The sequence below is a fragment of the Pseudolysinimonas sp. genome, assembly GCF_031389465.1.
GTDB lineage: Bacteria > Actinomycetota > Actinomycetes > Actinomycetales > Microbacteriaceae > Pseudolysinimonas_A.
Window position 1 is genome coordinate 1 of the sequence record NZ_JANMSQ010000237.1, and the last position, 3149, is coordinate 3149.

Here is a 3149-nt window from a genome sequence, read left to right on the forward strand (position 1 = left end):
CGGTACCTCGGGGGTGATGCGGACGTCGGCAGGGTCGACGGGGCCGATCGCCTGGTCGGCTTGCAGCACCAGTCGTTGCCCGGAACGCTCGAGCGCTGTCGCGGCAGCGACACTGGCATCGTCGAGATGCGGCCCGCGGAAGGCCCCCGCGACCGCGAGACCGGCAGTCGCAACCCCGAGGATGCCGAGGGTCGCGATGACGGAACGGCGGTAGTTGCGCGCGAGGCGGCGGGTGCGGCGTACCGCGCCGGCAGCAGGCTCGGCGTCAGTAGACATAGGGCTGAGTCGGCTGCTCGATCTCTTCGAAGGTCTCGGGAACGAGCACGATCGCCTCGGTGGCCGCCGCATCAGGGTTCGGTGAGAATCCGCCGGTCACCTCAACCCAGTCGTCAACAGCGAACGTGTCCTGCCACCCGGGCAGGAGGACGGGTACGGCGAGCGGCTGGGCATCGACGGCGCAGCACGTGACGAGAAACCGCGCTACGTAGACAACGTCGGGGTCGTCGGTCGCCACCAGGAAGCCTGAGAAGGCGGCTGGCTTGCCCGCAAAGAAGTCGTCATCGAGACCCTGGTGCAGCAGCGTCGCCCAGTCCTTCACGGTGAAAGTCGTCGAGTCGCCGCCGACGAGTGCCGTCGTGTCCGAGGACGACAGAACCGTGGAGTCGGAGATGTCGCGGTTGTCAGCTGTCGCAGAGGTGAGGGTCGCGGGCGGAAGCACGAGGAGCGCGACGACCGTGATCGCCACGAGCAGCACGCTCCCCGCGATCGCGATCGCGGCACGCCATCCCGTACGCGGTGGCTGCTCATCCTGGTGATCGTGATGCCCTTGCGACCCACCGGGCACCACGAGGAAGGCCGCGATCGACGCCGCTCCCCCGATGACCGCCATCACGATCGTGAACACCGTGTACCGCGGGTGGATGTAGAGCTCGAGTCGGCCCGTTGCGCCGAGCCAGAGGATGGCGACGACACCGATCAGGCTCAGAGTCACCCCGAGCCAACGCTGCACGAACCGGTCACGCAAGGTTCATCGCCAATCCGATCGTCGCTGCCCCGAGCCCTACGAGGAGTGTCAAAAGCGCCAGGGTCTTCGCGGTGAAGGTGGTGCGCAGGAGCGCGAGCATCTTCACGTCGATCACCGGCCCGAACAACAGGAATGCGACGATCGCCCCGGGAAGGAAGGTGGCACCGAAGGCGAGGATGAAGAACGCGTCGACATTCGAGCACACCGCGATGACGAACGCCAGCAGCATGAGCACGAACACCGACAGCACGGGGTTGGAACCCAGGGTGACGAGCAGGTCGCGGGAGACGCCCACCTGGATGAGCCCGGCGATCGCAGAGCCGACGAGAAGCGCGGGCAGCATCGCGGTCGTCTCGGCGGCAAAGGCTTCCACCGACTTCTGCCAGCGGCCACCGTGGTCGTGGGAGTGGCTCCTCCCCCGCGCACACGTCGCAGAGAACGAGCGAGTGAGCAGGGCATCCGGGCGGGGATGACGCGAGAACATCCAGCCGACGAGGTTGGCGATCGCGAACCCACCGAGCACCCGGGCCACGAGGATGCCGTCGTCGAACCCGAACGCCTGATACGTCGTGAGGATGGTGACCGGGTTGATGATCGGGGCCGCGACCAGAAAGGTCATCGCCTCGGGTACCGTCAGCCCGCGCATGATCAACCCTCGGGAGAGCGGAACGTTGCCGCACTCGCAGACCGGCAGTAGCACCCCGAGCAACGACAGCACTGCGCGGCGCAGCACCGGGGTACGTGGCAGCACCCGCAGCAGCACCCGTTCCGGTACCCACACCTGCACGATCACCGCGAGCCCGATGCCCAGAAACACGAACGGCAGCGATTCGATGACGACGCTCAGCGATAGCGTCACGAAGTCCTGAGCGACGTTGCCGAGATCGACCACTCCGGACTCGGGCGCAAAGACCCGCACAGCCGCCAGACCCGCGACCAGCACGACCCCGGCGACGGCGAAGCGGGCGGGAGAGGTGCGCTGCGGCGTCGGCAGCCGTGTGGGGGTGGATGTCGACACGTCAGCAGTTTCGCAGGAAGTCGCCGAGTACCTCGCGACCGAACGCGAGCGCGTCGAGCGGCACCCGCTCGTCGACCCCGTGGAACATCGCCGGGAAGTTCAGTTCGGGGCCGAGTTTCAGCGGCGCGAAGCCGTAGCCGGTGATTCCGAGCTTGGCGAGAGCCTTGTTGTCGGTACCACCGCTCATCAGGTACGGGATCACGGGCGCGCCGGGGTCGAAGCGATGCAGTGAGGCGACCATGGCATCCACGAGATCCCCGGAGAATTCGCCCTCCATGCCGATGTCGTGGTGCACGATCTCGATCTCGATCTCGGGTCCGACGATCTCGCGGATGCGCGCAAGCACCTCGTCTTCGCGACCCGGGAAGGGTCGGGTGTCGATGAGCGCTTCCGCGCGGTCGGGGATGACGTTGTGCTTGTAGCCGGCTTCGAGCACCGTCGGGTTGGTGGTCACATGGATGCCGGCTTGCAGGAAGCCCGCCGCCGTTCCGGCCGAGAGGATGAGCGCATCGGGGTCGTCGACGGAGCCCCCGAGGATCTCGGCGAGCCGGGCCAACTGGTCGCGTGTCGTCGCCGTGAGATGCACCGGCCACTCCTCGCGCCCGAGTTTCGCGACCGCTTCGGCGAGCTTGGTCACCGCGTTGTCGCGGAACACCCGCGACCCGTGCGCCGCCGTGCCGCGGGCGATGAGCTTGATCCAGACGAGAGCCTTCTCCCCCGTCTGCAGCAGGTACGCACGCGTGCCGGCGAGGTCGATCGAATAGCCGCCAACCTCGCTCACCGCCTCCGTTGCACCGGCGAACAGGTCGGGATGTTCGTCGACCATGTAGTGCGACCCGTAGACGCCACCGTTCTCTTCGTCGGCGAAGAACGCGACGATGAGTTCCCGCGCGGGCAGTTCACCGCCTGAGAGGATGTCGCCGAGCGACGTCAGGATCATGGCATCCATGTCCTTCATGTCGACAGCGCCCCGGCCCCACAGCATCCCGTCCTTGATTACGCCCTCGAACGGGTCGACGCTCCAGTTGGCGGCGTCGGCAGGAACGACGTCGAGATGACCGTGCAACACCATCGCGGGACGCTCGGGATCGCGGCCCGGCACGCGGG

Annotated in this window: 4 protein-coding genes; all 4 read right to left on the reverse strand. The window is 67.3% G+C overall.

What is annotated here, in order from left to right; translation table 11 throughout:
- Window positions 1-276, reverse strand: a 276-nt coding sequence (locus tag RMO30_RS09410; protein ID WP_397427918.1) for a hypothetical protein, incomplete at its 3' end; no start/stop codon positions are given.
- Window positions 266-1024, reverse strand: coding sequence for a TIGR03943 family putative permease subunit (locus RMO30_RS09415; RefSeq protein WP_309712436.1), 759 nt, complete (start codon window positions 1022-1024; stop codon window positions 266-268). The genes RMO30_RS09415 and RMO30_RS09410, both read right to left, overlap by 11 nt.
- On the reverse strand, window positions 1017-2042 hold the full coding sequence (locus RMO30_RS09420) for a permease (protein WP_309712439.1): 1026 nt from the start codon (window positions 2040-2042) through the stop codon (window positions 1017-1019). The genes RMO30_RS09415 and RMO30_RS09420 overlap by 8 nt, the downstream gene beginning before the upstream one ends.
- 1 nt (window position 2043) lies before the next feature.
- Window positions 2044-3149: M20/M25/M40 family metallo-hydrolase (locus tag RMO30_RS09425; protein ID WP_309712442.1), on the reverse strand; the 1106-nt coding region annotated here is incomplete at its 5' end.